We start from the raw sequence: 24,051 nt of genomic DNA on the forward strand, positions 1-24,051 counted from the left end.
TCAAACCCCCAGTTCCTGGCGCTGACGGCGCAGGTGGTCGGGCATTTCCTTGTACACGTCCTCGAACATCGAGGCCGCGCTCGGGATGTGGCCGTTGGCCAGGGTGCCGTACTGTTCGGCTTCCTTCTGCGCGGCAATCACCGCGGCCTCGAACTCGGCGGTAACCGCCTGGTGTTCTTCCTCGGACCATTGGCCGATCTTGATCAGGTGCTGCTTCAGGCGGGCGATCGGGTCGCCCAGTGGGAAGTGGCTCCAGTCGTCGGCCGGGCGGTATTTGGACGGGTCGTCGGAGGTGGAGTGCGGGCCAGCGCGGTAGGTCACCCACTCGATCAGGCAGGGGCCGAGGCCGCGGCGGGCGCGTTCAGCGGCCCAGCGCGAGGCGGCGTATACGGCGACGAAGTCGTTGCCGTCGACCCGCAGCGAGGCGATGCCACAGCCGACGCCCCGGCCGGCGAAGGTGGTCGATTCACCGCCGGCAATGGCCTGGAACGTGGAAATCGCCCACTGGTTATTGACCACGTTGAGGATCACCGGCGCGCGGTACACGTGGGCAAAGGTCAGGGCGGTGTGGAAATCCGACTCGGCGGTGGCACCGTCGCCGATCCAGGCCGAGGCGATCTTGGTATCACCCTTGATGGCCGAGGCCATGGCCCAGCCGACCGCCTGCACGAACTGGGTCGCCAGGTTGCCGCTGATGGTGAAGAAGCCGGCCTCGCGCACCGAATACATGATCGGCAACTGGCGGCCCTTGAGCGGGTCGCGCTCGTTGGACAGCAACTGGCAGATCATCTCCACCAGCGACACGTCGCGGGCCATCAAAATGCTTTGCTGGCGATAAGTGGGGAAGCACATGTCGGTGCGGTTGAGCGCCAGCGCCTGGGCGCTGCCGATGGCTTCTTCACCCAGGCTCTGCATGTAGAAGGACATCTTCTTCTGGCGCTGGGCAACCACCATGCGGCTGTCGAAGATGCGCGTCTTGAGCATGGCGCGCATGCCTTGGCGCAGGATCTGCGGGTCGATGCCTTCAGCCCATGGGCCGAGTGCATCGCCGTGCTCGTCGAGCACGCGGATCAGGCTGTTGGACAGGTCAGCGGTGTCGGCAGCATCGACATCGATAGGGGGTTTACGGACTTGACCTGCGTCGTTCAGGCGCAGGTAGGAAAAATCGGTCTGGCAGCCTGGCCGGCCGGTAGGCTCGGGCACATGCAAACGCAGGGGGGCGTACTCGTTCATGCTTTTTACGCTCGCTCGGATGTTGTTTTTGTGAGCTCTGAAGCGGCCGCCGCTGAATACCGGCTTGTGACTGGTAGGTCAGCGTCAATTACATAGTAGTGACACGCTGGGAGAATTTTTCTCTCAAGTTGATTGCCTTTATCGGGCGGCACAGATAAACATTCTGCATAAACACAAAAAACCGGTGATTTTGTCTCATGCGCAAACTCGATCGTACCGATATCGGCATTCTCAACAGCCTGCAGGACAACGCCCGCATCACCAATGCAGAGCTGGCGCGGTCGGTGAACCTGTCGCCCACGCCCTGTTTCAACCGGGTCAAGGCCATGGAAGAACTGGGCGTGATCCGCCAGCAGGTGACGTTGCTGTCGCCGGAGGTTCTGGGGCTGGATGTGAATGTGTTCATTCATGTCAGCCTGGAGAAGCAGGTCGAGCAGGCGCTGCACCGCTTCGAGGAAGAGATCGCCGAACGGCCCGAGGTGATGGAGTGCTACCTGATGACCGGTGACCCGGACTACCTGCTGCGGGTGTTGTTGCCGAGCATTCAGGCGCTCGAACGCTTTCTTGATTACCTGACGCGGTTGCCGGGGGTGGCCAACATTCGCTCGAGTTTTGCCTTGAAGCAGGTGCGGTACAAGACCGCCTTGCCGTTGCCTGCCAATGGCATGACCCTGCGCGAATAAGGTTGTTCATACGGGCCTGATCGCCGGCAAGCCGGCTGCCACAGGTATTGCACCGCTGTGAGGGCCTGTGATTTCCCTGTGGGAGCCGGCTTGCCGGCGATGAGGCCAGTGCGGGGTGCTTGATATTTTAAACACCCCCAGCCTATGTTGTGGTCAGCCTATAACAACAAGGACAAGCGTCATGACCACCGCAGCCCAACGCTCGCTCGACGAGCACCTCCAGGGCATCGACCAGATCGAATGCGTCACCCCCGACCTCAACGGTGTACCTCGCGGCAAGGTGATGACCGCCGAAGGCTTCCTGCAGGGCCGCCGCCTGCAGATGGCCCGCGGCGTGCTGTTGCAATGCATCATGGGCGGCTACCCGCCGGCGCGCTTTTACGGCAGTGACGACGGCGACCTGGCACTGGTGGCGGAGCCTTCGCAGATCCACCGGTTGCCGTGGAGTGAGGAGGGCCTGGCCCTGGCTATCTGTGATGCCAACGAGCTGGACGGCAGGTCATCGGCGCTTTCCACCCGCGGCCAGCTCAAATCCGTGATCGCCCGTTATGCTGCGCTCGGCCTGGCGCCCGTGGTGGCGACCGAGCTGGAGTTCTTCGTCTTCGCGCCCAACAGCGACCCGCTGCAGCCTTTTCAGCCGCCGCTGGGCAAGGACGGCCGTCGCGAGCTTGGCCATTCGGCGTTCAGTGTCAGTTCCAACAATGGCCTGCGCCCGTTCTTCCAGGAGGTGTACCACTGCATGGCCGCGCTCGGCCTGCCGCGCGACACGTTCATGCATGAAATGGGCGTCAGCCAGTTCGAGATCAACTTGTTGCACGGCGACCCGCTGGTGCTGGCTGACCAGACCTTCGTGTTCAAGCACCTGCTCAAGGAAGTGGCGCTCAAGCATGGGCTGAACGTGGTGTGCATGGCCAAGCCCTTGGCGCATACGCCGGGCAGCTCGATGCATATTCACCAGAGCCTGGTGGAGGTTGCCACGGGGCGTAACGTGTTCAGCGATGACCAGGGCCAGCCGACCGAGACCTTTTACCACTTCATCGGTGGGCAGCAGGCGTGCATGGCCGATTTCACCGCACTGTTCGCTCCCAACGTCAATTCGTACCAGCGGCTTTGCCACCCCTATGCCTCGCCTAACAATGCCTGCTGGTCCGAAGACAACCGCGCCGCCGGGCTGCGCATCCCGGCCAGTGACCCAGTGGCGCGGCGTGTCGAAAACCGCCTGCCGGGTGCCGACGCCAACCCCTACCTGGCCATCGCCGCCAGCCTGGCGGCCGGCCTGCACGGCATCGAGCAACGCCTGCAGCCCACGCCGGCGATACAGGGCGAGTTCGCGGTGCCGGAGCACCTGAGCCTGCCGTGCACCTTGCACGCGGCGCTGGAGCGCCTCAAACGCAGCGCGCTGGCACGGGAACTGTTCGGCAGTGAGTTCATCGAAGGCTACGTTGCCACCAAGACGCTTGAGCTGACCGATTTCTTTGACGAGATCACGCCGTGGGAGCGGCGCGTGTTGGCAGCACAGGCCTGATCGCGACACCATCGCTACTGGGCGCGTCCCTGTTCGGCTATTTCGCCGGCAGGGGACTGCGCTGCGGCACAATTGCTTTTATGCTTGCCAAGCCAACGCCACCAGACCAGGGAGCCCGACGGGACGTATGCGAAACATCTGGAAGCCGTTTCAGTCGCTGTATTTCGCTGCCTTGATGATGCTTATCGGCTCGGGTCTGCTCAGTACCTACCTGGCACTGCGCCTGGCGGCCGATCATGTCGACAGCCTGTGGGTCGGTGCGCTGATGGCAGCCAACTATTTCGGCCTGGCCGTGGGCGGCAAGGTCGGCCACCGGCTGATCGGCCGGGTCGGGCACATTCGCGCCTATGCCACGTGTGCCGGTATCGTCGGTGCGGCGGTGCTGGGGCATGGGCTGACCAATTGGCTACCGGCCTGGGTCGGGCTGCGGATGATCGTCGGCCTGGGCATGATGTGCCAGTACATGGTCATCGAGAGCTGGCTCAACGAACAGGCCGATGCCAAGCACCGTGGTGCGGTGTTCAGCGGCTACATGATCGCCTCCTACCTGGGGCTGGTGCTTGGCCAGCTGATCCTGGTGGTGCACCCGGAACTTGGCCCTGAACTGCTGATGCTGGTCGCCATGTGCTTTGCGCTGTGCCTGGTGCCGGTGGCGATGACCCGGCGCATTCACCCTGCACCGCTGCGCCCGGCGCCAATGGAGCCGAAATTCTTCATCAAGCGGGTGCCACAATCGCTGAGCACGGTGCTGGGGTCGGGGCTGATCGTCGGTTCGTTCTACGGCCTGGCGCCGCTGTATGCCTCAAGCCAAGGGCTGTCCACCGAGCAGATCGGTCTGTTCATGGGTAGCTGCATCTTTGCCGGTTTGCTGGTGCAGTGGCCGTTGGGCTGGTTGTCCGACCGCTACGACCGGGCGGTACTGATCCGCAGTGTGGCGGTGGGGCTGGCGCTGGCGGCGGCGCCACTGGCGATTCTCCCCAACGTGCCGCTGGAATTGCTGTTCGGCATCGGCTTTTTGATCTCGCTCCTGCAGTTCTGCCTGTATCCGCTGGCGGTCGCTTTTTCCAACGACCATGTGGAAAGCGAGCGGCGCGTCTCGCTGACTGCGATGTTGCTGGTCACTTATGGCGTGGGGGCGTGCATCGGGCCGCTGGCGGCGGGGGTGCTGATGAAGGTGCTGGGTTCCCAGATGCTCTATGCCTTCTTCGTGTTCTTCGCGCTGGTGCTGGTGTGGCGGATCCGCCCGAAAGCGGTCACCGGCTTGCACCAGGTGCAGGACGCACCGCTGGGCCACGTGGCGATGCCGGCGGCGGGTTCGCCATTGTCGGCGGCGCTCGACCCGCGCGTGGATGAGCAGACCGTGCAGGATGTGATGCAGGCGCCGGTGGCGGCTGAGGATACCGAAGTGGAAGAAAAAGCAGAGCCTGTGGCTGAGGCTCCGGTGGGGGATGAGATCAGCAAGTCGGTTTGAGCCTTGTGTCGTCTGTACCGGCGCTTTCGCGGGGCAAGCCCGCTCCCACAGATACCCTGCAGGCCCCAAGCCATTGGTAGCACTGTGGGAGCGGGCTTGCCCCGCGAAGAGGCCGGTTCAGGCACATCGAAAACAAAAATGCCACCCAATGGGTGGCATTTGCGCATTCGACAGGCAATCAATAATCGTCTTTGTCGAAGCGCCGCGCTTCACGCTGCAACTGGTACACGAAGCTCTCGATCTTGCGCTGCGCCTGGCCATTAAGGTTATGGAAGCGCACGCCGGCAAAGGTCGTGTTGATGCGTTCTTCGTGGTGCAGGTGGCGCAACTCGACCATGGTGTCGACCAGGCCCAGGGGGTTGCCGGCCTTGAAGCGCTCGTACACCTGGCCCAGTTGCAGGCGGTCTTCGACATTGCCGTCGAAACGCAGCTTGCAGCCGGTGGCAGAGATGTCCAGCAGCTTGCCACGCAGGGCGCCATTGCCCTTGAGGTGGGCGCCGTCGAGGATCACATCGACCAGTTGCGACAGTTTCAGCGCGGCGCGGAACGCATTGCGGCGCTGGTGGTAGGTCATCTCTTCAGGCATTGCACCGCGGTACGAGCGGTGGCCGTCGACCTCGGTGATCTTCAGTTCGTGGTTGCATTCCCAGGCGATGCGCACGCCATCGTGGAAGCCTTCGACGCGGAACGGTTCGCCGTTCTCGATGAATCGTTCGCCGTCGCGCGGGATCATTTCGTCCAGCGCCAGGGTATGGCTGTCACGGTCCACATCCACCACGTAGCTCTGGAACCGCTGGCTGCGCTCATGGAAGGTGATGATCAGAGGATCGTGACTGTCCTGTAGCTGGCGCAGGTTGGCCGCGATCTCCAAAGGAGTGTTCAGCACCTTTGGTGGCTGCGGAGCATCGGTTTCATTGAACACGGGTTATCAATCTCCAGGCAAAAGCGGCACACGCAAGTAACGGCATTTTGCCAGTATGTTCCGTGCCTTGATAGAAGTAATCACACTTGGCTGAGCGCCCGGGGCTTGGCCAGTGGCGAGGTAGCGCCACGGCTGTCGTAGAGCGACGGAGAATCGCCGCCCATGAGGATTCTGATCTGGTTGGCCGTCACGTGCTGCTGTACCTGAATGATCCGGCCATTGGTCTCGTTGACCTTCTGGCAGGCGTCCATCAACTGGGTCAGCACGTTGAGTTGCTGCATGATCACTTCACCGTTGGGCGACTGCGCTGCCACTGCCTGCACCCCGGCGCGGTCGGCGCTGAGGCCGAGGCTGGCGAGCAGGTTGTTGCGGCGGATGCCTTGCTGCTCGAGCAGGACGATCAGCGACTGCTTGCGGGCCAGAATACCCTCCAGCGGTGCCATGTCGCGGCCGTGCAGGGCGACTGCCTCCTGCTGAAGCAGGTCGAGCAGTTCCTGGGTGGGTGCGATGTCGTCTTCGATCAGTTGCAGCAATGTGATGTCGTGCATGGCTAACTCTTGGCTTTTAAAGCGTCCGTGAAGTCAGCGCGCCGAACGGTCAGCGCTGGGCTTCGAAATCGAGCAGTTTGCTGGCGACCCGGCCGGCATCGACCTGGTAGCTGCCATCTGCGATCGCCTGTTTCAACTGCGCCACGCGGGCACTGTCGACAACCGGCTGATCGCGCAGCTTGTCGCTGATCTTCTGCAACTGCTGGGCCTCTTGACTGAGGTGTACCGCTTCTCCGCTGGCGCTGGCGCTTTTCGGCGCTTCACTGGTTTCGCCGGGTTTGTCGGCGTTGCCGGGGGCGGCATTGCCGCGAACGCCGCCCGTGATGGACGGAGAATTATTCAAACGACTGAAGTCGATGACCATGATCAGAAACCCCTGGGTATTTGGACGCTTGCCTTGTTTTCGGCCATCCCGAAAGAAACTTTAGGCACAAATGCTCAGCCGCCTGTCGGCAAGCCCGCGAACCCGTGTTCTGACACAGTTTAGGAAAAGCGGTTCCCAACCGCCAGCCCAATCTACATGGCGACCTCGACCTGGCCGGGGCCGGTAATCCGGGCCTTTACCACCCGTTGCGAATTCAGGTTGCGCACCCGTATCTGCTCACCCTGGCCACCCTTGCTCAGGGCCTCGCCAGGCATGCGCACGCTGAGGCTGCCGCTGCGGGCGATGATGACGACGTGGTCGCCCTTTTGCACCACCTCGGCCTGCTCCAGATGCTGCGGGGTAAGCACCTGGTCGATGACCGTCGGGCGCAGCATCTTCATGCCCACTGCCTGGTCCAGGTCGGTGAGAAAGCCCTGGCCGAGGGTGCCGACGTCGCGTTCGCGCAGGGCCACGTCACCTTCGCCGACGATGTTCTGGCGCTTGAGCGGGCGGGTCACCACCACCACGTCGCGGAACAGCCGCACGGTGGCCGGCACGAAGATCGTCCACGGCGCACTGCCATCGCAGCGCACCCGCACGGTCACCCGGCCCAAAGGCTGCGCAGGGCTCTCCAGCGAGGCGTCCAGCGGCTGGCTGCACAACGGCATGCGCAGGCGCGGGTCGAGCGGGTTGACCTGGATCTCGTAGCGGCCTGCAGTCTGGGTCGTGGCCAGGTAATCCTCGACGGTGAATTCAAGAAACCCTTGGGTGACACCGATAAGCTGTTCAGGCAAGGTAACCGCGTCCGCCCAGGTGCGAGCGCCGGGTGCCAACAGGCACAGCACGGCAAGCGAGCCGCTCAGCAGGTGCGTCAGTCGTCGGAAAATTGTCGTTTTCGTGTACATGGCGCTCAAAAAAGCAAAGCCCGTGCCGACTCGCTACATGAGTTGCTACGAAATGGCAGAAAGAAGAAGGAGTCAGGCATGGCGGGGGTAATGGATTCGGTCAACCAGCGCACACAGCTGGTGGGGCAGAATCGCCTGGAGTTGCTGCTGTTTCGCCTCAATGGCGCACAGCTTTACGGGATCAACGTGTTCAAGGTTCGCGAGGTGCTGCAGTGCCCGGACCTGACCGTGCTGCCCAGATCACACCCGGTGGTGCGTGGCGTGGCCAATATTCGCGGGGCGACCATTCCGATCCTCGACCTGTCGATGGCCACCGGGTTGCCCGGGCTGCAGGAAGAAACGCGCAAGAGCTTCGTGATCATCACCGAGTACAACACCAAGACCCAAGGCTTCCTGGTGCACTCGGTCGAGCGCATCGTCAACATGAACTGGGAAGAAATCCATCCGCCACCCAAGGGTACCGGCCGCGACCACTACCTGACTGCAGTCACCCGAGTGGACAACCGCATGGTCGAAATCATCGACGTGGAAAAGGTGCTGGCCGAGGTGGCGCCGTCGTCGGAGCAGGTATCTGCCGGTGTGGTCGATGCCGATACGCAGGACAAGGCCGTGCTGCTGCGTGTGCTGACCGTCGACGATTCGTCGGTGGCGCGCAAGCAGGTCAGCCGCTGCCTGCAGACGGTCGGGGTCGAGGTGGTGGCACTCAATGACGGCCGTCAGGCCCTGGACTACCTGCGCAAGCTGGTGGATGAGGGCAAGCGGCCGGAAGAAGAATTCCTGATGATGATCTCGGACATTGAAATGCCGGAAATGGACGGCTACACGCTCACTGCCGAGATCCGCAGCGATCCACGTATGCAAAAATTGCACATCTGCCTGCATACTTCGCTGTCCGGGGTATTCAACCAGGCGATGGTCAAGAAAGTCGGTGCCGATGATTTCCTCGCCAAGTTCAAGCCGGACGACCTGGCCCAGCGAGTGGTCGACCGGATCAAGGCAGCGCATTGAAGCAGCCGGGAGGCGACTCCCGGCACCAGTGATTGAAAAGAGGCCGCAGTAGTGTCTACGGGTAATTTGGATTTCGAACAGTTCCGGGTATTCCTGGAGAAAGCCTGTGGCATCCTGCTGGGCGAGAATAAGCAGTACCTGGTCGCCAGCCGTCTCAACAAGCTGATGGAGCAACAGGGCATCAAGAGCCTGGGCGAGCTGGTGCAGCGCATCCAGGCCCAGCCGCGTGGCGGCTTGCGCGAGCAGGTGGTGGATGCGATGACCACCAACGAAACGTTGTGGTTTCGCGACACCTACCCGTTCGAAGTGCTGAAGAACAAGGTCATCCCCGAGTTCATCAAGAACAACCCGGGCCAGCGCCTGCGCATGTGGTCGGCAGCCTGCTCGTCGGGCCAGGAGCCGTACTCCATCTCGATGGCCATCGACGAGTTCGAGCGCAGCAACCTCGGCCAGTTGAAGATGGGCGCGCAGATCGTCGCCACCGACCTGTCCGGTTCGATGCTGAACAACTGCAAGACCGGCGAGTACGACAGCCTGGCAATCGCCCGCGGCCTGTCCCAGGAGCGCCTGCAGCGTTATTTCGATACCAAGGGCCCGGGGCGCTGGGCGGTCAAGCCGGCCATCCGCAGCCGTGTCGAATTCCGCTCGTTCAATTTGCTCGACAGCTACGCAGCGTTGGGCAAGTTCGACATCGTGTTCTGCCGTAACGTGCTGATCTACTTCTCGGCCCAGGTGAAGAAGGACATCCTGCTGCGGATTCACAGCACGCTGAAGCCGGGTGGGTATCTGTTCCTCGGCGCCTCCGAGGCGCTCAATGGGTTGCCGGATCATTATCAGATGGTGCAGTGCAGTCCGGGGATCATTTATCAGGCTAAGTAAGGCGTTGGTAGATTTTTCGAGGGGCTGCTTAGCAGCCCTGCTGATAACGCTTTGTGCTGTATCAGAAGTCCGAGAAGTTGTAGGGTGAAAGGGGTGCAAGCTGTGCAAGAAAGACAAGATGCTCCACTGCTTTTACTTTTTCCAAATGTCCCAAACTGTCGGGGGCGCCAAGTAGCAGTGCCGGTGTAAAACCGTACATCTCGTCATGGAGAAGTGGGCCTAGCTTCTTTTTGGCTGGGATGAACAGTTCGCCATAATCATTGGTGTCCATACGTAGGGACGCCATGAAGGCTCTTATGCCTTTATCCATTTTGTCTCCTGTGTAGATGGACTTGTGGGTTGTATATCGCGAGAGAATGGTTGTGATTTTGAGTGAGGCGCCTGTTTGTTCGCCCCAGAGATACAGATCGCCAAAAGCGCTTCTGGCAATTACATGGTAATTATCGATAGTCTCGAGCTCGGTACCCGTGAGCCAAGAGGTGACCACCCCATGATACTCCTGAGGGTTTACCATCCAGAAGATACCCTCCCCGTAGCCGGCCCATCCATGCTCGGCCCAATATGCCAGCAGCTGATCAGGTAGCTTGCCTTTGTAGCGTTGAATGCTGGATGTCGGTACCTCCCGGCGCTCGATCGGTGGTCCAAACTCTTCCAGAAACATGGAAAATGCTTCATCCATATCAAAGCTCCTTAGCATTTATGAAGATCGACATTCATTAGTGTTTTGCTGTGCGAAGACTCAGGGACTGCCTGGGCGGCGTTTTTTAGGTTTTCAATCTTCGTTTTCCATTGCGGTCCAATACTGGCGTTGACCTGGCGATCGCCGAATCCTCCGATTACGTCTTTCCCTCCGGCAATAAGGTCAGGGTTGTGCAGTGCAGCGATACTGGCCATCGTTTCCTTCACCCTCTTCGCGGCCTCTACTCTCGCCGCTTTGTAGCTTAGCGTTTGTTGCAATTCTTCTTCGAATCGCCGAGTCAGGGTTTCTTCCAATTCTTTCCGGGCGCGTCTGGCTGCATTCGGACTGCGTTTCACGGGATTGGCAACGTTTTCGAGAAACTCCTCAACCGTCAGCCGGTTCAACCCATCCTGCTGCCCCTTCAACTGCCGTTCAAACTCCCCATGCTTGGAGGTCGGCAAGTTGTCCGCCTTGAAGCACGCCACCCTATGCAACGGCATGCTACCGGGCTTCCCAGTCGAAGGCTCCTTGTCTTTCCCCGCAGGCCGATTCGGCTGCGCGGGCGGTGGATCATCAACCGCCCCCCTGCGGCGCTCCGGCACCTGCAAATCCGGCCGCTTCTTCAACCCCTCTTCATGCTTGAGCATCCATTGCCCAAGCCGCGCCCCCTTGTCGCTGGCAGCCATTTCCTGCGCCAGCACCCGGGCATCGCCGCGCCCCCGAGTGAGGTACGAAACAATCGCACCCAGCAACAGCGCCACGACTTCCACATGGCCAAGGGCAATCGAATGCGCGGCCCGCGATATCGCATTCGGATCATCTCTGCCGAACGGGCTCAAGCCTTCATCGTGCGTGCCTTCCCAGGCGCTGCGGATGCCGTCCAGGTAGTACTCGCCTATACGCGGCAACCCGTCGATGAAAAACTCGGCGATGGACGACAGGCCGAGTACGCCGAGGACCCAGCCGCTAACCTTCAGGCCCATCGTGGCGCCTACCCCTGCGAGGGGAAAAGCTCCGGCACCGGCACCAAAGGCACCGATCCCGGCACCGATGGCGCCGCCGGTAACGGCACTGCCGGCGACGATCATCGCCATCTGCCGGACCACGACCAACAGTTCGTCGAGGATGCTGGCGATTTCCAGCTCGGTGAAGCGTTGGCGCAAGAGCTGCGCGGCTTGCCATTCAGCCTGGTTGAAGGCGGACTGGACGGCGCGGATTCGGCGAATGTTGAGTGCGAGTGACGCGACCGGTTGGTTGTACTGGTCGACGAAACGGGCACCTCCTTGATAGCCCATTTCATCGATGATGCGCGACTCGATCTCGTGCCATGACGGCACAAGGCGGCTCAGAAACATGTGTGTCTCCCTGACAGGTGCGTGCAGGGGGAAATCACATCATGGAATGAACGTAATCATTTCTGAGAAGGTTGTAGGAAAAGTCTCTATCGGCGCTAATTGGCGGGGATTGTGCTGCGTTCTGGGGGGGGGCTTGACGCGATTGCTTCGGCGTCCTTGAGATCGAGCGCCGCCCGCGCGGCGCATCGCGGGCAAGCCCGCTCCTACATTTGTTGCAACGTGCCATTCCAGTCAGGCCATAGTTGTCAGCCTTGTTAGCACGACGCGATTTTTCGGCCGGCGCTGCCGCCGCCCCACCTGTCTTCAGTCATGCACCAAGGCGAACAACCATGGCCTGACTGGAATGGCACGTTGCAACAAATGTAGGAGCGGGCTTGCCAGCGATGCGCCGCGCGGGCGGCGCGCGATTTGCGCATCACCTCAAATTTCCAGCCGAGCGATTTGCGCACCCCCTCAAATCTCCAGCCGAGCGCTTTAACCCCCCCCAATCCCAACCCTTGACGTCAATTTTTTGTTTTGCCGCTTTTGCCACCCGGCAATTGCCGCTTTGCCTTCCCCAGGCGGAAGCACTTTGCCGCTTTTCTGGCATCACCCCCGCAATCATCCGCCGCCCAGCCCAGCGTTTCCGGGCTTTCCGAACATTGGCACAGCCCTTGCTATAACTTGGCCAACGATCTTCCGGTCAACCTTCGAAGGTTTCCCCGACATGAGCATCAGTTTCGACAAGGCGCTTGGCATCCACGAAAAGGCCCTGGGCTTCCGCGCCCAGCGCGCTGAAGTGCTGGCCAACAACATCGCCAACGCCGACACGCCCAACTACAAGGCGCGTGACATGGACTTCTCTTCGGTGCTCGCCGCCGAAAGCCAGAAGCAGCAAACCGCTGGCCGGTTCGCCATGGACCGGACCAACAGCCGTCACATCGAGGCTGAAGGCCTGGCGATGGCCGACGACACGCTGCAGTACCGCACGCCGACACAACCGTCGATCGACCAGAACACCGTGGACGCCCAGATCGAGCAATCGAACTACACCGAAAACGCCATCGGTTTCCAGGCCAGCTTCACCTTGCTCAACAGTAAATTCAAAGGGCTGGTTTCGGCCCTGCGCGGAGAATGACCATGTCCCTTTCCAGTGTCTTCAACATTGCCGGTAGCGGCATGAGTGCGCAGAACACCCGCCTCAACACCGTTGCCTCTAACATCGCCAACGCCGAAACCGTCTCGTCGAGCATCGACCAGACCTACCGCGCACGCCACCCGGTATTCGCCACCACCTTCCAGAATGCCCAGGCCGGCAGCAGTCAGTCGCTGTTCGAAGACCAGGGCGAGGCGGGGCAGGGTGTGCAGGTCAAGGGCATCATCGAAGACCAGAGCAACCTGGAGGCGCGTTACGAGCCCAACCACCCGGCGGCGAACAAGGACGGCTACGTCTATTACCCGAACGTCAACGTGGTTGAGGAGATGGCCGACATGATCTCCGCCAGCCGGGCGTTCCAGACCAACGCCGAGCTGATGAACACCGCCAAGAACATGATGCAGAAAGTCCTGACCCTGGGTCAGTGATAAGGAATCCAGACCATGGCAGTCGATAGCACCAGCGGTGTAAACCTCAATGATGTCCTCACGGCATCGGGCGTCGGTGGCACCACCAAGAAAACCACGGATACCGCCTCCAAGACGGGCACCGACACGCTCGGCAAGGATGCGTTCCTGCAGTTGCTGGTTACCCAGATGCAGCACCAGAACCCGCTGGACCCGCAGGACAATGGCGAGTTCGTGGCCCAGCTGGCGCAGTTCAGCAGCCTGGAAGGCATCACTACGCTGAACGATTCGGTCAGCAGCATCACCAACGCCATGGCCTCGTCCCAGGCCCTGCAGGCTTCGTCGCTGGTCGGCCGTTCGGTGGTCGTGCAGAACGACAAGGCCGTGGTCGATACGGCCGAAAGCTTCAATGCGCAGTTCGTCGTACCGCAGGCGATCAGCGAAGCGAAGATCACCATCAAGGACAAGGACGGCAACACCGTCAAGACCATCGAGTTGGGCGAGCAGAAAGCCGGTTATGCCGACTTCATCTGGGATGGCACCAACAACAGTGGCGAGAAGGTCGACCCGGGCACCTACACCTTCACCGCCAGCACCACCGTGGACGGGCAGGCAGTGCAGATGAACACCCTGCTGCCGGCCAAGGTGACCAGCGTCAGCTTCAATGCAACCGGCGAAATGGTGCTCAACCTCGCGGGTGTCGGTAAGGTTTCCCTCTCCGACGTACAAACTATCGGTATCTAAGGCCCGCCAGCGCGGAGCAGGAGCGAATTCATGTCTTTCAATATCGGCCTTAGCGGTCTGTACGCAGCCAACAAGCAACTCGACGTCACCGGCAACAACATCGCCAACGTCAACACCACCGGCTTCAAGTCCTCGCGCGCCGAGTTCGCCGACGTTTACGCAGGCGCCAACCGCCTGGGCGTGGGCAAGAACCAGGTCGGTAACGGCGTGCGCCTGGCAGCTGTTTCGCAACAGTTCACCCAGGGTGATGTGAACACCACTGGCAACGTGCTGGACATGGGCATCCAGGGGCAGGGCTTCTTCGTGCTGTCCGACAACGGCTCTAAGGTTTACACCCGCGCTGGTGCCTTCCAGGCCGACAAGAATAACTTCGTGACCACCTCGGACGGCCTGCGCCTGCAAGGCTACGCGGCCGATTCGTCCGGCAAGATCCAGAAGGGTGTACTGACCGATCTGCAGATCGATACGTCGGCGCTGCAGCCCAAGGCCACCAGCCTGATCGATCAGGGCATCAACCTGAATTCCTCGTCCAAGGACATCCCGCTGGAAGTCGACGATGGTACCGGCGCCATGGTCCCGAACCTGCCGTTCGACCCTACTGACGAGACGACCTACAGCAAGTCGTTCCCGACCAAGGTGTACGACAGCCAGGGTAACGAGCACACCATGGAGCAGTACTACCGCAAGACCGGTACCAATGAGTGGACGTCGTACACCTTGATCGACGGCCGCAACCCGTTCGACCCGTCTTCCACTGCGCCGCTGACCGGCACCATCAGCTTCAACAGCGATGGTTCGGTGAAGAGCATGGCGGCCGACAACACCGGCCACCCGGCAGGTTCGTCGTTCACCGTGACCAACAACACCTTCACCATGACCGGTTGGGTGCCGGCGGTGGAAGATGCCGCGGGCAATTGGGCGTCCAACGGGGCGGCCGGCAATGCCGACGGCATCAAGCTGTCGATGAACAGCACCACCTCCTACAACACCGAGACCGCGCGTATGTCGCAGTCCCAGGATGGCTTTGCCACCGGTATCCTGTCGAGCCTGAGCATCGACGCCACGGGCGTGCTGTTCGCCAGCTTCAGCAATGGCCAGTCGCGCGCCATCGGTCAGGTTGCCCTGGCCAGCTTCGCCAACGAGCAGGGCCTGCAGCAGATTGGCGGTACTCGCTGGACCGAGACCTACAACTCGGGCATTCCGGGCATCGATGCACCGAAGACCGGTACTTTGGGTAGCGTTGAGTCCAACTCGCTGGAAGGCTCGAACGTCAACCTGACTCAAGAGCTGGTCGAGCTGATCAAGGCGCAGAGCAACTACCAGGCCAACGCCAAGACCATCTCTACCGAAAGCACCATCATGCAGACCGTCATCCAGATGGCCTGATGGTCGCGGGTTGATGGCGTGAGGACGAACCCCTTTGTCGTGAAGGGGTTCGTCGTTTTTGCGGGAGTGTTCATGAAAAGGTTGCTTGTCGCGTTGCTCGCCGCCTTCTGCCTGTATCAGGCACAAGCCGGCACTGCCCCCTGGTGGCGCTGGGAAAGCCAGGTGGATGGGCGTCTGGTGTGCTCGCAGTGGTCGCCGGGGGAGGGCTGGAAGCGGTTTGCCGGGCCTTACAACAATGGTGGGTGCCGCGATCGTTGAATCTTGTGTCGGCCTCTTCGCGGGGCAAGCCCGCTCCCACAGGTTTGAGGGCGCAACACAATTCCCTGTGGGAGCGGGCTGGCCCCGCGAAGAGGCCGGTACAGGTTTGCCGCAATCGGCAATCCGGCGCCGGATAACCGGCGTTCCTCTCGCCACCCTCACCCGCAAAAGCCCGTAATCATGGGCTTTTTCACGATTTCCAAAAGTTGGTTCGGAACTTGCTTTAGTGCCTGCACAGCAACGGCGAGCGGCAAGCGATCGCCAGTGCAGCGGAGGATGACTGTGGACAAGATGCTTTACGTGGCCATGACCGGCGCCAGCCAGAACGCGCTGGCGCAGAAGGCCCACGCCAACAACCTGGCGAACATTTCCACCAATGGCTTTCAGCGCGACCTGGAGCAGGCGCGCTCGATGCCGGTGTTCGGCGACAGCTTTCCGTCGCGGGCGTTTGCCATGACCGAGCGTCCCGCCACCGACTTCAGCGAAGGGCCGATGGTCGAGACCGGGCGTGACCTGGACGTAGCCGTCGCCGGCCAGGGCTTCATTGCCGTGCAGGCACCGGACGGCAGCGAAGCCTACGTGCGCACCGGCAGCCTGAACATCGACGCCCTGGGGGTGCTGCGCGCCGGCAACGGCATGCCGGTGATCGGCAATGGCGGCCCTATCGCCATTCCGCCAGAACAGAAAGTCGAAGTGGGCGAGGACGGCACCATCAGTATCCGCTCCATGGGTGAAGACCCGCGGGTGATGGCCGAAGTCGACCGCATCAAGCTGGTCAACCCGGACATCAAAGGCATGACCAAGGGCCTGGACGGTTTGATCCACACCAGCAACGGCCAGCCAGCGGCGGCCGACGTCAACGTCAAAGTGGTGTCGGGCTTTCTGGAAGGCAGCAACGTCAACGCCGTTGAAGAGATGACCTCGGTGCTGGCGCTGTCCCGCCAATTCGAACTGCACGTGAAGATGATGAACGCGGCCAAGGAAGGCGACGAAGCCATGGCGCGTGTTTTGCAAATCGGCTAACCACACTTGAACGGGTGCCGTAAAACAGGCGCACGAGGAGAATACTGATGCTTCCGGCTCTTTGGGTCGCTAAAACCGGCCTGTCCGCCCAGGACACCAACCTCACGGTCATTTCCAACAACCTGGCCAACGTTTCGACCACCGGCTTCAAGCGTGATCGCGCCGAATTCCAGGACCTGTTGTACCAGATCAAACGCCAGCCAGGCGCGCAGTCCACCCAGGACAGCGAACTGCCGTCGGGCCTTCAGGTGGGTACCGGTGTGCGCATCGTCGGCACCCAGAAGAACTTCCAGACTGGCAGCCTGCAGACCACCGAAAACCCGCTGGACATGGCGGTCAACGGCCGTGGCTTCTTCCAGGTGCTGCAGCCCGATGGCACGGTTTCCTACACCCGTGACGGTACCTTCCACCTGAACTCGGACGGCCAGATCGTCACCGCCAACGGTTTTGCGCTGGAGCCTGCGGTCGTCGTGCCGAACGACGCCCAGACCTTCACCGTCGGCCAGGACGGCACCGTGTCGATCACCACTGCCGGCAACCCGGCTGCACAGGTCATCGGCAACATCCAGACCGCTGACTTCATCAACCCGGCGGGCCTGCAGGCCATCGGCGAAAACCTGTTCCTGGAAACCGCCGCCAGCGGCGCGCCACAGGTCGGCACCCCAGGCCTGAACGGCTTCGGCACCACCCTGCAGCAGACCCTGGAAAACTCCAACGTCAGCACCGTGGAAGAGCTGGTGAACATGATCACCACGCAGCGCGCCTACGAGATGAACTCCAAGGTCATCTCCACCGCCGACCAGATGCTCTCGTTCGTCACCCAGCAGCTGTAAGCCCTAGCCCTTGTTACACCGTGAGGTAAGCGTCATGAATCGTCTGTTGTCCGTATTCGCCCTGGGGGGGGCGGTGTTGCTGGCTGGTTGCGTCGCACCGACGGCCAAGCCCAACGACCCGTACTACGCGCCGGTATTGCCGCGCACCCCGTTGCCGGCAGCGGCCAACAACGGTTCGATCTACCAGGCCGGTTTCGACCAGAACCTGTACAGCGATCGCAAGGCGTTTCGGGTGGGTGACATCATCACCATCACGCTCAACGAGAAGACCTCGGCGAGCAAGAACGCCGGCTCGCAGATCCAGAAGAACAGCAAGGCAGACATCGGCCTGACCTCGCTGTTCGGCGCCTCGCCGAACACCAACAACCCGTTCGGCGGCGGTGACCTTTCGCTCGAGGCTGGCTACAGCGGCGACCGCACCACCAAAGGTGACAGCAAGGCCACCCAGGGCAACACCCTGACCGGCTCGATCACCGTGACCGTTGCAGAGGTGCTGCCCAACGGCATCATCGCCGTGCGCGGTGAAAAATGGCTCACGTTGAACACCGGTGAGGAACTGGTGCGCATTGCCGGCTTGATCCGCGCCGACGATATCGCCACCGACAACACCGTGCCGTCCACCCGTGTGGCCGATGCGCGCATCACCTATTCGGGCACCGGCTCATTCGCCGATGCCAGCCAGCCCGGTTGGCTGGATCGCTTCTTCCTCAGCCCGCTTTGGCCTTTCTGAGTACGGATGAACATGTTCAACGTCAGGCAGCTGATTGCCGCAACCTTGCTTCTGTCCTGTGCGTTCGGTGCCCATGCCGAGCGCCTGAAGGACATCGCCAGTATCTCTGGCGTGCGCTCCAACCAGTTGATCGGTTACGGCCTGGTGGTGGGGCTCAATGGCACGGGTGACCAGACCACCCAGACGCCATTCACCCTGCAGACCTTCAACAACATGCTGTCGCAGTTCGGCATCAAGGTGCCGGCAGGCTCCGGCAATGTGCAGCTGAAAAACGTCGCCGCGGTGTCGGTGCATGCCGACCTGCCAGCGTTCGCCAAGCCCGGCCAGGTGGTGGACATTACCGTTTCGTCGATCGGTAACTCCAAGAGCCTGCGTGGCGGCAGCCTGCTGATGACCCCGCTCAAGGGTATCGATGGCAACGTCTACGCGGTCGCCCAAGGCAACCTGGTGGTCGGCGGTTTCGATGCCGAAGGCCGCGACGGCTCGAAGATCACCGTCAACGTTCCGTCGGCCGGTCGCATCCCGGGTGGCGCGTCGGTGGAGCGTGCCGTGCCGAGCGGTTTCAACCAGGGCAACAGCCTGACCCTGAACCTCAATCGCCCCGACTTCACCACGGCCAAGCGTATCGTCGATAAGGTCAACGAGCTGCTCGGCCCAGGTGTCGCCCAGGCCGTGGATGGCGGTTCGGTGCGCGTCAGTGCGCCGATGGACCCGACCCAGCGCGTGGACTACCTGTCGATCCTCGAAAACCTCGAGATCGACCCCGGCCAGGCGGTGGCCAAGGTCATCATCAACTCGCGCACCGGCACCATCGTCATCGGCCAGAACGTCAAGGTCTCGCCGGCGGCGGTGACCCACGGCAGCCTGACCGTGACCATTACCGAAGACCCGATCGTCAGCCAGCCGGGGCCGTTCTCCAATGGCGAGACCGCCGTGGTGCCGCGCTCGCGGGTCAACGCGCAACAGGAAGCCAAGCCGATGTTCAAGTTCGGCCCGGGCACCACGCTGGATGAGATCGTCCGCGCGGTGAACCAGGTCGGCGCGGCGCCCAGCGACCTGATGGCGATCCTTGAAGCCCTGAAACAGGCCGGCGCCTTGCAGGCCGACCTGATCGTGATCTGAGGACGCCACCCATGAACTCGAAAAGCCTGGTGTCCAGCGCCGCCGACAGCGGCGCCTACACCGACCTCAACCGCCTGAGCTCGCTCAAGCACGGTGACCGCGACAGCGACGCCAACGTGCGCAAGGTGGCCCAGGAGTTCGAGTCGCTGTTCATCAGCGAGATGCTCAAGGCCTCGCGCAAGGCCAGCGATGTGCTGGCCGACGACAACCCGATGAACACCCAGACGGTCAAGCAGTACCGCGACATGTACGACCAGCAGTTGGCCGTGAGCATGTCCCGCGAGGGCGGGGGTATCGGCTTGCAGGACGTGCTGGTGCGCCAGCTGTCGAAGAACAAGAGCACGCCGGCCAACACCAGCCCGTTCCCGCGCAACGAGGGCAGTGCGCCGGCGTTGTGGGGCAACAAGGTGGCCGAGCCGGTGCATGCCGCGCAGTCGGCCAGCCGCAACGATGTCGCCGCGCTCAATTCGCGGCGCCTGGCCTTGCCGGGCAAGCTTACCGACCGCCTGCTGGCCGGTATCGTGCCGTCGGCAACCAACCCTGCAGCCACTACCAATACCGCCGCCGTGCCGGCCCGCGACGGGCAACAGGTCGCGCAGAGCTTCGCGGTACCCGAGGGCGGCCTGCGCATCACCGGCCGCGCCGTGGCACAGCCGCCCCTGGCGCCGAAGAAGGCCTTCAGCGACAGCGACGAATTCGTCGCCACCATGCTGCCGATGGCCGAACAGGCTGCCAAGCGCATCGGTGTCGACCCGCGTTACCTGGTGGCCCAGGCGGCCCTGGAAACCGGCTGGGGCAAGTCGGTCATGCGCAACAGCGACGGCAGCAGCAGCCACAACCTGTTCGGCATCAAGGCCTCTGGCAACTGGGAAGGCGATTCGGCGCGGGCGATCACCAGCGAATTCCGCGACGGCCAGTTCGTCAAGGAGACGGCGGCGTTCCGTTCCTACGACTCGTATCAGGACAGCTTCCACGACCTGGTCAGCCTGCTGCAGAACAATTCCCGCTATCAAGAAGCGGTGAAGGCGGCCGATAAACCAGAACAGTTCGTGCAAGAGTTGCAGAAGGCCGGGTATGCCACCGACCCGAATTACGCCAGCAAGATCTCGCAGATCGCAAGACAGATGAAGTCGTACGAGCGCTACGCAATGCTCGGTACCACAACGAAACTTTAAGGGCATGGAACCATGGCGAGTCTGATCAATATTGGTATGTCGGGGCTTGGCGCCGCGCAGTCGGGGATGTACACCCTCGGTAACAACATCGCCAACGCCGACGTCGAGAGCTACTCGCGCCAGCAGAACGTGCAGAAGACCAAGGGCGGCCAGCAGGTCGGCCAGGTCTTCATCGGCAGCGGCACCACGCTGGCCGACGTGCGCCGCGTGTACAACGCGTTCCTCGAGAACCAGTTGCGCACCACCACGTCGCTGAGCAGCGAGGCTTCCTCGTACCTGGATCAGATCACCCCGCTGGATACCTCCCTGTCCGGCAGCGACACCGGCATCACCGCCGCGCTGCAAAGCTTCTTCAGCGCCATGCAGGATGCCGCCGCCAAGCCGACCGAGGACGCCTCGCGCCAGCTGCTGCTGACCAGCGCCCAGTCGCTGGCCAAGCGCTTCAATACCCTGTCGGCGCAGCTCAATCAGCAGAACAGCAACATCAACAGCAACATGGCGTCGCTGGCTGACCAGGTGAACAGCCTGACCAAGACCATCGCCGACCTCAACGAACAGATTTCCCGCGTGAGCGCCGTTTCCGGCCAGCCCAACGACCTGCTCGACCAGCGCGACGGCGCGGTGCGCCAGCTGAGTTCGCTGATCGGCACCGATGTGGTCGAGCGTGAAGGCAACTACGACATCTACCTGAAAAACGGCCAGGCACTGGTGCTGGGCAAGACCACCCAGACCCTGGGCGTGCAGGCCAGCGCTACCGACCCGACCCGCATGAGCCTGATCCTCAACCGCGGTTCGACCAAGATGGACGTCACCAGCAGCGCCACCGGTGGCGAGCTGGGCGGGCTGATCCGCTATCGCAGCGAAACCCTCGACCCTGCGCTCAACGAGTTGGGCCGCGTGGCCCTGGTGGTGGCCGATGCCATCAACAGCCAGCTGGCCCAGGGCATCGACAAGAACGGTGACTTCGGCGCCACGCTGTTCGGCGACATCAACAGTGCCGCCGCGATCAGCCAGCGCAGCATCGCCAAGACCGGCAACAGCGCCGGCTCCGGCAACCTCGATGTGACCATCAAGGACACCGGCAAGCTGTCCACCAGCGACTACCAGGTGACCTTCACCAGCGACAAGCAGTACACCGTGCGTAAGCTGCCCGACGGCACTGACATGGGTAGCTACAGCCTCGACGACGACCCGGCACCGGTGATCGACGGTTTCAGCCTGTCGCTCAATGGCGGTGCCTTGAGTGCCGGCGACAGCTTCAAGATCACCCCGACGCGCAACGCGGCGGCCAGCATCGATACCGTGCTCACCGACCCCAAGCGCCTGGCGCTGTCGTCGCCGCTGACCGCCACCAGCGGCTCGGGCAACAAGGGCACCGGCGTAATCACCCAGCCGACGCTGACCTCGCAGCTGGACATCTACGATGCCGCCCAGCGCACCCAGCTGCAAAATGGCCTGAAGTACTCGACCCCGGTCAAGCTGGTGTTCGGTGACGAAGCCACGTCGCCCCAGGCCTACAAGATGTACGACGCCAAGGGCACCGAAATTGGCAGCGGCACCATCGTGCCCGGCCAGGAAAACAAGCTGCAGCTGTCGGTGCCGATGGTCGATGCCAACGGCAACTCGCTGGGCGGCAACTTCACCTTCGAGATGAGCGTTTCCGGCGCTCCGAAGAACGGCGACAGCTACACCGTGGCGCTGACCGCCGCAGGCTCGGCGGACAACCGCAACGGCCAGTCGATCATCGACCTGCAGACCAAGGCCACGGTCGAGGTCGGGGCCGACGGCAAGGGCATCAGCATCACCGATGCCTACGCCAAGCTGGTGTCCAACGTCGGCGGCAAGGCCGGCCAGGCGCAGATGGACAGCGACGCCACAAGCGCCTTGCAAACTTCTGCACTGGACAGCCGCAACGGCTTGTCGGGCGTTTCGATCGACGAAGAGACCGGCAACCTGATCAAGTTCCAGCAGTACTACACCGCGTCGTCGCAGATCATCAAGGCGGCCCAGGAAACCTTCGCCACCCTGATCAACAGTCTTTAAGGAGCCGTAGATCGTGAGCGTACGCATCTCTACTTCGCAGTTCTACAACACCAACAGCGCCAACTATCAGAAGAACTTCGCCAATACCGTGAAGACCCAGCAGGAGGCCAGCGATGGCATCCGCGTGCGGTCGGGCAAGGATGACCCGGTGGGTGCGGCGCGGTTGCTGCAGCTGGAGCAGCAGCAGAACATGCTGAAGCAGTACTCGGGCAATATCACCAATGTGCGCAATGCGTTGGGCACTGCCGAGAGTACGTTGAGCTCGATCGGCACCATCCTGCAGCGCGTCAACGAACTGGCGGTGGCCTCGGGCAACGGCACGTTCACCGACGCCGATCGCAAGGCCAACGCCGATGAGCTGGCCTCGCTGGAAGATCAGCTGTTCTCGCTGATGAACAGCAAGGACGAGAACGGCAAGTACATCTTCTCGGGGTCCAAGGGTGATACCCCGCCTTACGCGCGGAACGCCGATGGTACCTACAGCTACCAGGGCGACCAGGGCAAGCTGAACCTGCAGGTCGGTGACATGCTTAGCCTGGCGGCCAACGAAACCGGCTATGACGCTTTCGAACAGGCGCTCAACACCAGCCGTAGCGAGACCAGGCTGACTGCACCGGCCACCGACGATGGGCGCGTCAGCCTGTCCAATGGCCAGGTTGCGGGCAGCTCGACCTATAACGACCGTTTCCGCAGCGGCGAGCCGTACAAGATCGAGTTCATCAGCAGCACCGAATACAAGATCACCGACGCCAACAACAACGACGTTACCCTGGAAGCCAGCCAGGGCGGCAAGTTCGACCCTGCTGCCGACAACGGCTCGATCAGCTTCCGCGGTGTCGACCTGCGGCTGGACATCACCTTCAAGGACGGCGACAAGGGCAATGAAGATGCTGCCATCGCCGGTCATACCTTCAGCCTGAGTTCGAAAGCCGATCAAGTCTCGGGTACCCGCAGCCCGGGCAACACGTCGTCGGAGCAGGTGACGGGTGCGACCATCACCGATCAAAACGCTTACAAGGCTGCGTTCCCCTCCGGTGGCGCGGTGCTCAAGTTCACCGGTACCAGCACGTTCGAGTTGTACGCCTCGCCGGTTACCGCTGACAGCCGTCCGGTCGCCACGGGCGCTCTGGGCGGCCCGAACGGCACCACTGCCACGGCGGCGGGGGTCAGTTTTGAATTGTCGGCGGCCCCAAACGCGGGCGACTCGTTCGCGGTAAAGGTTGATACCCATCAGACCCAGAACGTGCTCGATACCATCAGCCAACTGCGACAGGCGCTTACCAGCCCGGTCGACAACGATCCCGTTGCCCGGCAGAACTTCCTGGCGTCGCTGGATTCGGCGATTGGCAACATCGCCAGTGCTACCAATCAGGTTTCCTCGTCGATCAGTGCCATCGGCGGCCGTGGCCAGGCGCTGGACGTTCAAGCGGAAACCAACGAGGCGCTGAGCACCGAGAACACCAAGACGCAGAGCTCGATCCGTGAAAGTGATCCAGCCGAGGTGATGCTGCGCCTGCAAATGCAGACCAACATGCTGCAGGCTTCGCTGCAGGCTTATGCCAAGGTCTCCAGCCTGTCGCTGGTCAACTACATCTGATTTTCCTCTCGTGTCACCCACCGTGC

The 24,051-nt window shown here is 62.0% G+C and carries 24 protein-coding genes; 17 read left to right on the forward strand and 7 right to left on the reverse strand.

All coding sequences use genetic code 11. The features are described 5' to 3' along the window. Positions 1-1,233, reverse strand: a complete 1,233-nt coding sequence (locus ACNQPL_RS08130; protein WP_346615038.1) for a 3-methyl-2-oxobutanoate dehydrogenase (2-methylpropanoyl-transferring) subunit alpha — start codon at positions 1,231-1,233, stop codon at positions 1-3. Positions 1,234-1,430: 197 nt separating this feature from the next. Between ACNQPL_RS08130 and bkdR the strand changes: the two genes are divergently transcribed. The 3 genes from bkdR (at position 1,431) to ACNQPL_RS08145 (ending at position 4,912) form a co-directional block, all read left to right on the forward strand. After that, positions 1,431-1,916, forward strand: a complete 486-nt coding sequence (gene bkdR, locus ACNQPL_RS08135; RefSeq protein WP_008098689.1) for a Bkd operon transcriptional regulator BkdR — start codon at positions 1,431-1,433, stop codon at positions 1,914-1,916. Between the two features lie 283 nt (positions 1,917-2,199). Beyond that, entirely contained in the window at positions 2,200-3,441 is a 1,242-nt protein-coding gene (locus ACNQPL_RS08140) for a glutamine synthetase family protein (RefSeq protein WP_416466451.1), read from the forward strand. A 127-nt stretch (positions 3,442-3,568) separates the two neighbouring features. Continuing rightward, positions 3,569-4,912, forward strand: a complete 1,344-nt coding sequence (locus ACNQPL_RS08145) for an MFS transporter (RefSeq protein ID WP_416466410.1) — start codon at positions 3,569-3,571, stop codon at positions 4,910-4,912. A gap of 178 nt (positions 4,913-5,090) precedes the next feature. Here ACNQPL_RS08145 and ACNQPL_RS08150 read toward each other — a convergent pair whose 3' ends face one another. From ACNQPL_RS08150 to flgA, 4 genes are all read right to left on the reverse strand, one after another. Beyond that, the gene (locus ACNQPL_RS08150; RefSeq protein WP_346615040.1) at positions 5,091-5,834 is read right to left on the reverse strand and encodes a flagellar brake protein; all 744 of its coding nucleotides are present in this window, start codon (positions 5,832-5,834) and stop codon (positions 5,091-5,093) included. Between the two features lie 80 nt (positions 5,835-5,914). Continuing rightward, positions 5,915-6,382 (reverse strand): flagellar protein FlgN, encoded by a 468-nt coding sequence (locus tag ACNQPL_RS08155; protein ID WP_346615041.1) that lies wholly within the window; start codon positions 6,380-6,382, stop codon positions 5,915-5,917. 49 nt (positions 6,383-6,431) lie between these two features. Then, positions 6,432-6,746: a flagellar biosynthesis anti-sigma factor FlgM gene (gene flgM / locus ACNQPL_RS08160; protein WP_346615042.1), complete on the reverse strand. Its 315-nt coding sequence runs from the start codon at positions 6,744-6,746 to the stop codon at positions 6,432-6,434. A gap of 152 nt (positions 6,747-6,898) precedes the next feature. Next, complete coding sequence (flgA, locus tag ACNQPL_RS08165) at positions 6,899-7,651, reverse strand: flagellar basal body P-ring formation chaperone FlgA (RefSeq protein ID WP_346615043.1); 753 nt, start codon at positions 7,649-7,651, stop codon at positions 6,899-6,901. Positions 7,652-7,729: 78 nt separating this feature from the next. On the opposite strand from flgA, the gene ACNQPL_RS08170 reads away from it, so the two are divergent. Both ACNQPL_RS08170 and cheR read left to right on the forward strand, forming a co-directional pair. After that, positions 7,730-8,659: a chemotaxis protein CheV gene (locus ACNQPL_RS08170; RefSeq protein ID WP_346615044.1), complete on the forward strand. Its 930-nt coding sequence runs from the start codon at positions 7,730-7,732 to the stop codon at positions 8,657-8,659. Between the two features lie 51 nt (positions 8,660-8,710). Beyond that, complete coding sequence (cheR, locus tag ACNQPL_RS08175; protein ID WP_416466411.1) at positions 8,711-9,538, forward strand: protein-glutamate O-methyltransferase CheR; 828 nt, start codon at positions 8,711-8,713, stop codon at positions 9,536-9,538. 61 nt (positions 9,539-9,599) lie between these two features. On the opposite strand, the gene ACNQPL_RS08180 is transcribed toward cheR, so the two are convergent. Both ACNQPL_RS08180 and ACNQPL_RS08185 read right to left on the reverse strand, forming a co-directional pair. Continuing rightward, positions 9,600-10,217: a GAD-like domain-containing protein gene (locus ACNQPL_RS08180; protein ID WP_416466412.1), complete on the reverse strand. Its 618-nt coding sequence runs from the start codon at positions 10,215-10,217 to the stop codon at positions 9,600-9,602. Positions 10,218-10,228: 11 nt separating this feature from the next. Continuing rightward, positions 10,229-11,572 carry a DUF6861 domain-containing protein gene (locus ACNQPL_RS08185; protein WP_416466413.1) on the reverse strand — a complete coding sequence of 448 codons (1,344 nt, stop codon included), beginning with the start codon at positions 11,570-11,572 and terminating at the stop codon, positions 10,229-10,231. A gap of 706 nt (positions 11,573-12,278) precedes the next feature. Here ACNQPL_RS08185 and flgB point away from each other — a divergent pair. From flgB to ACNQPL_RS08245, 12 genes are all read left to right on the forward strand, one after another. Beyond that, positions 12,279-12,689, forward strand: a complete 411-nt coding sequence (gene flgB / locus ACNQPL_RS08190; RefSeq protein WP_416466414.1) for a flagellar basal body rod protein FlgB — start codon at positions 12,279-12,281, stop codon at positions 12,687-12,689. Between the two features lie 2 nt (positions 12,690-12,691). Then, positions 12,692-13,135 carry a flagellar basal body rod protein FlgC gene (gene flgC / locus ACNQPL_RS08195; protein WP_416466416.1) on the forward strand — a complete coding sequence of 148 codons (444 nt, stop codon included), beginning with the start codon at positions 12,692-12,694 and terminating at the stop codon, positions 13,133-13,135. 15 nt (positions 13,136-13,150) lie between these two features. After that, entirely contained in the window at positions 13,151-13,858 is a 708-nt protein-coding gene (flgD, locus tag ACNQPL_RS08200) for a flagellar hook assembly protein FlgD (RefSeq protein WP_346615048.1), read from the forward strand. A 30-nt stretch (positions 13,859-13,888) separates the two neighbouring features. Next, positions 13,889-15,244, forward strand: a complete 1,356-nt coding sequence (flgE, locus tag ACNQPL_RS08205; protein WP_416466417.1) for a flagellar hook protein FlgE — start codon at positions 13,889-13,891, stop codon at positions 15,242-15,244. A 72-nt stretch (positions 15,245-15,316) separates the two neighbouring features. Further along, the gene (locus ACNQPL_RS08210; RefSeq protein ID WP_346615050.1) at positions 15,317-15,502 is read left to right on the forward strand and encodes a hypothetical protein; all 186 of its coding nucleotides are present in this window, start codon (positions 15,317-15,319) and stop codon (positions 15,500-15,502) included. Between the two features lie 282 nt (positions 15,503-15,784). Continuing rightward, positions 15,785-16,525, forward strand: a complete 741-nt coding sequence (gene flgF, locus ACNQPL_RS08215) for a flagellar basal-body rod protein FlgF (RefSeq protein ID WP_346615051.1) — start codon at positions 15,785-15,787, stop codon at positions 16,523-16,525. 47 nt (positions 16,526-16,572) lie between these two features. Next, on the forward strand, positions 16,573-17,358 hold the full coding sequence (flgG, locus tag ACNQPL_RS08220; RefSeq protein ID WP_346615052.1) for a flagellar basal-body rod protein FlgG: 786 nt from the start codon (positions 16,573-16,575) through the stop codon (positions 17,356-17,358). A gap of 34 nt (positions 17,359-17,392) precedes the next feature. Continuing rightward, positions 17,393-18,088 (forward strand): flagellar basal body L-ring protein FlgH, encoded by a 696-nt coding sequence (gene flgH / locus ACNQPL_RS08225; protein WP_387527586.1) that lies wholly within the window; start codon positions 17,393-17,395, stop codon positions 18,086-18,088. Positions 18,089-18,100: 12 nt separating this feature from the next. After that, the gene (locus ACNQPL_RS08230) at positions 18,101-19,210 is read left to right on the forward strand and encodes a flagellar basal body P-ring protein FlgI (protein WP_346615054.1); all 1,110 of its coding nucleotides are present in this window, start codon (positions 18,101-18,103) and stop codon (positions 19,208-19,210) included. A gap of 11 nt (positions 19,211-19,221) precedes the next feature. Next, positions 19,222-20,385, forward strand: coding sequence for a flagellar assembly peptidoglycan hydrolase FlgJ (flgJ, locus tag ACNQPL_RS08235; RefSeq protein WP_346615055.1), 1,164 nt, complete (start codon positions 19,222-19,224; stop codon positions 20,383-20,385). Positions 20,386-20,397: 12 nt separating this feature from the next. Then, complete coding sequence (gene flgK, locus ACNQPL_RS08240; protein WP_416466418.1) at positions 20,398-22,428, forward strand: flagellar hook-associated protein FlgK; 2,031 nt, start codon at positions 20,398-20,400, stop codon at positions 22,426-22,428. A gap of 13 nt (positions 22,429-22,441) precedes the next feature. Next, positions 22,442-24,025, forward strand: coding sequence for a flagellar hook-associated protein 3 (locus tag ACNQPL_RS08245; RefSeq protein WP_416466419.1), 1,584 nt, complete (start codon positions 22,442-22,444; stop codon positions 24,023-24,025). Positions 24,026-24,051 lie beyond the last annotated feature (26 nt).

The sequence above is a fragment of the Pseudomonas sp. LFS044 genome (genome assembly GCF_047978245.1).
Lineage (GTDB): Bacteria > Pseudomonadota > Gammaproteobacteria > Pseudomonadales > Pseudomonadaceae > Aquipseudomonas.